This is a genomic window from uncultured Campylobacter sp. (genome assembly GCF_937890585.1).
Lineage (GTDB): Bacteria > Campylobacterota > Campylobacteria > Campylobacterales > Campylobacteraceae > Campylobacter_A.
The window spans coordinates 1-6,006 of sequence record NZ_CALACG010000347.1 but is presented as its reverse complement, the minus strand read 5'-3'; the positions used below and the strand labels follow the sequence as shown (position 1 = coordinate 6,006).

Here is a 6,006-nt window from a genome sequence, read left to right as displayed (position 1 = left end):
TTACTCTCATTGACCAGTTTGTCGAAGGCTTCCCTCCATTTGTCTTAACCTTTGAAACGCCGCTAATGCGCTCTAAAAATGGCTTTGCCACATCGTCGATCTCTTGCATAAGCTTAGTTTCGTTGCCATCAAGCCTTGTGATAAAGAGGCTAAAGACGGCTGAAGAGAGGCCATTTAGCTTTTCTATCTCGTAGTTTGCGTTTAACCTTGCCTTTTGCATCTTGTCGCGGACGTCGTTTGTAGCGCTCTCCAGGTCTTTGTTTAGCTCAAATTCGATGCTTACCACGCTTAGGTTGTCAAAGCTGGTTGAGTAAAGCTTTTTTATCCCCTCGATGCTTGAGACCTCGTCCTCTATCTTTTGCGTGATCTTTGTCTTGATGTAGTTCATATCGCCATTTGCGTAGGTCGTGATCTTAACGATTGGGATATTTACTTGCGGGTATAAATTTACATTCATCGTCTTTAGCGAGTAGATGCCAAAGACAACAAGGCTTAAGAATATCATAAGCGTAGTTATGGGGCGATTTATGGCTGTTTTTATCATTTATTTTCGCCGATTATCACTTTTCCTTGACCAAACATGCCTGACTTTAGCCCCACATCGTAAGCTTCGGCGTAAAATTTTCTGGTCTCTCTTTTTATCTCTGGGTAAATTAGCGCGATTTTAACCTCTTTTTCCTCGTTTGTTGCATCAAGCTTAAATTTAAATATGTCGCCAACTTTTACTAAATTTGCATATTTTTCGTCAATCGCTATTAAGATTTTAGCCTCCTCGGAGTTTAAGACAAAGGCTGGCTGAAGCGGCGAAGCACTCTCGCCAAGCTGGACATTTTTACTAGCTATGACGCCATCAAACGGAGCTTTTAAAACGGCCTTTTTAAGATGATCATCTGCGTTTAAAATGGCGATCTCAGCCGCTTGCACCCTAAGAGCTGCCTCGTCAAATTTATACTTTACCTCATCAAATTCTTGCTTCGAAGTGACGTCCTTTACTTGGCTAAATTTATTAAAGGTGCTTTTAGCAAATTCTTTGGCATTTTTAGCAAGCGCTAGGTCGTTTTTTGCCTTTTTTAGAGCGATCTCAAGGCTTGTTTGATCAAGGCTAGCCAAAACGTCGCCCTTTTTAACATGGCTTGAGACATCTACAAAAATTTTATCCACCTTGCCGCTGCTCTCAAATGCAAGCTTTGAGCTTTGTTTAGCATAGACTTCAAAATCAGCAAAAATCTCTTCTGCTGCAAATGAAAAGATGCAAAATATCATTAAAATTATCAGCTTTTTCAATCCCTAATCCTCTCTAAAATGCTCTCGCCGCTTTCAAAAAAATACTCCGCTTTTTTGATCTCCAGCTCATCTTTCGCCCCTTCAAAAAGGCTAATGGCATCAAATTTCTGTGAGAGCACCTCAAGCAAGTCGCTATATCCTAAAAGCCCAGAGTTATATTTTTCATAGCTCGCTCTAAGTGCTAGATCGCTCGCCTTTACATACTCATTTAGCGAGGCAATCTTTGAGCTAAGAGTTGCGATCTCGTTTTGTAAATTTTTAAGTTTTGTCTCATTTTCGCGCTTTTTATACTCTAAATTTAGCCTCGCTTCATCAAGCGCGATCTTACTAGCTTGGCTCATCTTGCTAGTGGCAAAAAAGTCAAAAATCCTCCACCTAAAGCTAACGCCAAATTTATTGCCGTGCGTATCTTCTTTTAGATATTTATCAAGATATGGGCGGTAAGCGCTATATTTGCCAAGGTCGATGTCGTAGTTGTTTTTGTAAAATCCATAGGTGTCATAAAGCATGATTTGAGGCAAAAAGCCAGCTCTTGTCTCGCTAAGCTTAGCCTCGCTTAAAGATATATCTTGACTTAGCCTGTCAAGCTCAGCATTTTTTGAAGCTAAATTTGAGCCAGTCTCAGCCATTTTTGCCCCGCTAAGTGGCGAAATTTGCTCGCCTGTTAGCAAATTTATCTCATTTAAAATTTGCTCCATTTTGTTTTTATACTCAAGCTGCGTGCTATTTGCCAAGTGATATTTTGCTCTTACGTTTTCTAGTTCGTCTTTTGGGGCAAGCCCTGCTTTATTTGCCTTTTCAAGCTTATCTAAAACGCCTTTTAAGAAATTTGCCTGAGCATTTTTGGCAGCTATTATATTTTCAAGCGCGCAGGCGTTAAAGTATAAATTTACAGCCTTAAAAGCAAGGTAGTTTTTGACTTCATCACTTGCGATGGCGGCTTTATTTTTTAAAAGCTGGTTCATCTTTAACCTAGCCTCTCTCGCCCCACCGTCATATAGTAAAAAATCAATCCTTGCTAGCACTCCAGCTGACTCTTTAGCGACTATGCTTGGAAAGGTGCTTGCGTTTTTGCCGTATGAGCCCTCTAGGCTAAGGCTTGGTAAATAGGCACTAGTGGTAGCCTCGCTATTTAAATTTGCTCTTTTTAGCTCAAGCTCTTTGATCTTTGAAATTTCATTTTGAGTAGCCTTGTTCGCTATCTCGCTCAAATTTGATCCAAGCAGTGCCAAAGGCAAAAGTGCTAATAAAATTTTCTTCATCAGTGAAAGCTCTTTACTAAATTTCCTATTAGCAAATTCCAGCCATCAACTAGCACGAAGATGAGTAGTTTAAATGGCAGCGAGATCATGACAGGAGGGAGCATCATCATACCCATTGCCATCAAAACGGAGCTTACGACCATGTCGATGACAAGAAATGGCAGATAGAGCAAAAATGCTATCTCAAAAGATGTCTTTAGCTCGCTTATCATAAAGGCTGACATCGCGATGCTTAGCGGAATATCCTCGATATTTGCTGGATTTTGCAAATTTCTTATCCTAAAAAATAGCGCAAGATCTTTTTCTCTAGTGTTTTTAACCATAAATTCTTTAAACGGCTTTAAACTCTTATCAAGCATCTCCTCATAGCCTATCTGCTCGGCTATATAAGGCTTTATACCCTCATCGTAGCTTCTTTGCCCAACTGGCTCCATGATAAAAAATGTAAGCACCATTGCAAGCGAGATGAGCACCGTTGAAGGCGGCACCTGCTGCGTACCCATAGCCTGACGCAAAAATGAAAGTACAATAACAAGGCGCAAAAAGCTCGTCATCATAAAGATGAGAGAAGGAGCAAGTGCAAGAGCGGTGAGGATTAGTAAAACATTTAGTGAATTTACAAGCTGCTCGGCATTCGCAGGGGAATTTAGGCTTAAATTTATAGTTGGCAGCGTAGGATCAGCTCCAAAAACTACGCAAAATAATACCGCTAAGCTAAGCAGTGCTTTCACGACTAATTCCTCGTATCAAGGATACTTTTCTTAGTAGCCTCTTTATTTTTTGGCTCAAGCGAGACGAAGTGAATTTCCACTCTATTATTTTTTGCCCTGCCCTCATCGCTTGCATTGCTAGCGATAGGGTCAAACGAAGCCTTTCCTGAGGCTATCAGCCTATCTTGTGGCACACCTTCGCTACTTAGCTCTTCGACGACACTTAAAGCTCTTGCGGTTGAGAGCTGCCAGTTATTTTTATATGCTGAGTCTTTGCTAGGCTCGATATTATCAGTATGTCCGATGATATCGACCTTTACCTCTTTTGGCATCTTAGCTACGATCATACCGATACGTTTTAAAAATAGTTTTGAATCTTCACCAGAAATTTTAGTGCTATCTTTATCAAAAAGCATAGCCGCTGGAAGTCTCAAGATAAAGCCGTCTTCGCTCTCCTCCATCGTGATCTCAGGTGCGCCGCTAGCTCTTAATAGTTCATTTATCTTTTTAACAGTCGAAGTGACCTCATTTTGAGCGCCTTTTTGAGCTTTTGGCTTTGGAGTGCGTCTGCTTTCAGGATCTGTCTCCTTTTCTACCTGACTATCTGGTCTTGCGCCACCTTCTAGCACACTTAGCGCACCAGCTAGCGAGCCAACAGCAGCCTCCATCTTTTTAGCATCCATTGTCGCCATAGAAAGGAGCAAAACGAAAAAGCAAAGTAAAAGTGACATAAGGTCACCAAACGATGCCAACCACTCAGGCAGACATCTTGGACAGTCTTTAGGATCTATTAATTTACCCATTATTCAAACTGACTTTTTCTATCTTTTGGTGGTAAGAATGCTAAGAGCTTAGCCTCAAGCGTTCTTGGGTTATCCCCTGCTTGTATCGCCATAATACCCTCTAAGATAACCTGTTTTTCAAGCGTCTCGTCAGAGTCACGGATTGTAAGGATATTTGCTATAGGTGCACCGATGATATTACCTATCATTGAGCCATAAAGCGTCGTAAGCAAGGCAACCGCCATCGCTGGACCGATCGCACTAGGATCAGCCATATTAAGAAGCATCGCAACAAGGCCGATTAGTGTACCAATCATACCCATCGCACCAGAATAACCACCAATTTGCTCAAAAATTTTGATATTACCCAAGTGTCTAGCGCTAGTTTGGTCTATATCGATCTCTAAAAGCGCTCTGATCGCATCTGGTTCGTTACCATCGACCGCCATAGATAGACCTTTTTTTAAAAACTGATTTGACTCGTTATTTACTTCGTTTTCAAGTGCTAAGATGCCATCTCGCCTAGCTTTGGTTGAGTAATCAACTACTTTTTTTATAGTCTCAGGTAAATTTACAACAACAGCTGGCTTAACAGCGACTCCGTAAAATTTACCAACACTTTTAAGCGTCTCCATCTTGAAGCCAACCATCATAACGCCGATAGTACCACCAAAAACGATCATCACAGAAGGGATATCGATGTATGGTCCTATACCAACGCCTATCGCCATTGATCCAAACAAAAGCACCAGGGTCAAAACCCAGCCGACGACGGTTCCTAAATCCATTTAAACTCGCTTTATTTATAAATTCTTAAGATTGCCTATTCTATTAGCTTTTTGTTGAAAAAATCGTTAAATTAAAAAAAATGTTTGCCATTTTTTGCTACAATCTGCGAAATTTTTAACGTTAAAAGGCTTAAAAATGAGCAACACTTCTATAATAATCTTAGCTGCTGGTCTTGGCACCAGGATGAAATCAAAACGCCCAAAAGTCTTATTTGAGCTATGCGGCGAGCCGATGATCATTCACATATTAAAGCAAGCTTATGCGATCACAAACGACGTTAGTGTCGTGCTTCACTACGAAAAAGAGTTAATTAGCAAAAAGATAAAAGAAATTTTCCCTCAAACTAAAATTTTCGAGCAAGATCTAGCAAATTTCCCAGGCACTGCTGGCGCGATAAAAGGCGTAAATTTAAGTGGCGAAAAGGTGCTTGTCACTTGTGGCGATATGCCACTTGTTAGATCAACTGACCTTATGCGCCTAGCAAATGCCGAAGCAGACGTCGTTATGAGCTCATTTGAAGCGGCAAATCCTTTTGGCTACGGCAGAGTTATCATAAAAAATGGCAAAGTTGAAGCCATCGTCGAGCAAAAAGATGCGAGTGAAGCGCAGCTTGCCATAAAAAGCGTAAATGCCGGCTGCTACTGCTTTAAACGCGAGGCGTTAGAGCAAATTTTACCGCTCATAAGCAACCAAAACGCACAAAAAGAGTACTACTTAACTGACGCCATAAAAATAGCAAATGAAAAGGGTTTAAAGTGCGTTGCAGTAAATGTTAATGAGCAAAATTTCATGGGCATAAATGATAAATTTCAGCTAAGCATCGCTGAAAAGATCATGCATGATGAGATCAAGCAAAATTTGATGAAAGCTGGCGTTTTGATGCGCATGCCTGAGAGCATTTTCATAGACAGCAGGGCTAAATTTGAAGGCGAGTGCGTGCTAGAAGAAAACGTAAGCATCCTTGGAGAGTGCGTCATCACTGAGAGCATCATCAAAAGCTCGTCGGTGATAGAAAGCAGCGTCATCAAAAACTCAGACATCGGCCCACTAGCTCACATAAGGCCAAATTCTGAAATTTCTGACACACATATAGGAAATTTCGTCGAGGTTAAAAAAGGCGTTCTTAGTGGCGTAAAAGCTTGACTTTTAAGTTATCTTGGCGACTGTGAGATAGAAAGT

Annotated in this window: 6 protein-coding genes and 1 pseudogene; 1 reads left to right on the top strand and 6 read right to left on the bottom strand. The window is 40.9% G+C overall.

The window, feature by feature from the left end; genetic code table 11:
* From Q0296_RS10435 to Q0296_RS10410, 6 genes are all read right to left on the bottom strand, one after another.
* Positions 1-544 (bottom strand): efflux RND transporter permease subunit (locus Q0296_RS10435; RefSeq protein ID WP_298040322.1); only part of this gene is annotated, 544 nt, incomplete at its 3' end.
* On the bottom strand, positions 541-1,284 hold the full coding sequence (locus tag Q0296_RS10430) for an efflux RND transporter periplasmic adaptor subunit (RefSeq protein WP_298040320.1): 744 nt from the start codon (positions 1,282-1,284) through the stop codon (positions 541-543). The genes Q0296_RS10430 and Q0296_RS10435, both read right to left, overlap by 4 nt.
* Entirely contained in the window at positions 1,281-2,546 is a 1,266-nt protein-coding gene (locus Q0296_RS10425; protein ID WP_298040318.1) for a TolC family protein, read from the bottom strand. Before Q0296_RS10425 ends, Q0296_RS10430 begins: the two co-directional genes overlap by 4 nt.
* Entirely contained in the window at positions 2,546-3,277 is a 732-nt protein-coding gene (gene fliP, locus Q0296_RS10420; RefSeq protein ID WP_298040317.1) for a flagellar type III secretion system pore protein FliP, read from the bottom strand. Before fliP ends, Q0296_RS10425 begins: the two co-directional genes overlap by 1 nt.
* Positions 3,278-3,279: 2 nt before the next feature.
* The gene (locus Q0296_RS10415) at positions 3,280-4,059 is read right to left on the bottom strand and encodes a flagellar motor protein MotB (RefSeq protein WP_298040315.1); all 780 of its coding nucleotides are present in this window, start codon (positions 4,057-4,059) and stop codon (positions 3,280-3,282) included.
* On the bottom strand, positions 4,059-4,826 hold the full coding sequence (locus Q0296_RS10410) for a motility protein A (protein WP_298040313.1): 768 nt from the start codon (positions 4,824-4,826) through the stop codon (positions 4,059-4,061). The genes Q0296_RS10415 and Q0296_RS10410 overlap by 1 nt, the downstream gene beginning before the upstream one ends.
* Before the next feature lie 136 nt (positions 4,827-4,962).
* On the opposite strand from Q0296_RS10410, the pseudogene Q0296_RS10405 reads away from it, so the two are divergent.
* Positions 4,963-5,967 (top strand): annotated as a pseudogene (locus tag Q0296_RS10405) (NTP transferase domain-containing protein); the annotation flags it as partial.
* Positions 5,968-6,006 lie beyond the last annotated feature (39 nt).

What these genes read in the sequence shown, in the direction of transcription:
- Q0296_RS10425 (WP_298040318.1), bottom strand. Translation starts at nt 2,546, where the DNA reads ATGAAGAAAATTTTATTAGCACTTTTGCCTTTGGCACTGCTTGGATCA.
- Q0296_RS10410 (WP_298040313.1), bottom strand. Translation starts at nt 4,826, where the DNA reads ATGGATTTAGGAACCGTCGTCGGCTGGGTTTTGACCCTGGTGCTTTTG.
- Q0296_RS10415 (WP_298040315.1), bottom strand. Translation starts at nt 4,059, where the DNA reads ATGGGTAAATTAATAGATCCTAAAGACTGTCCAAGATGTCTGCCTGAG.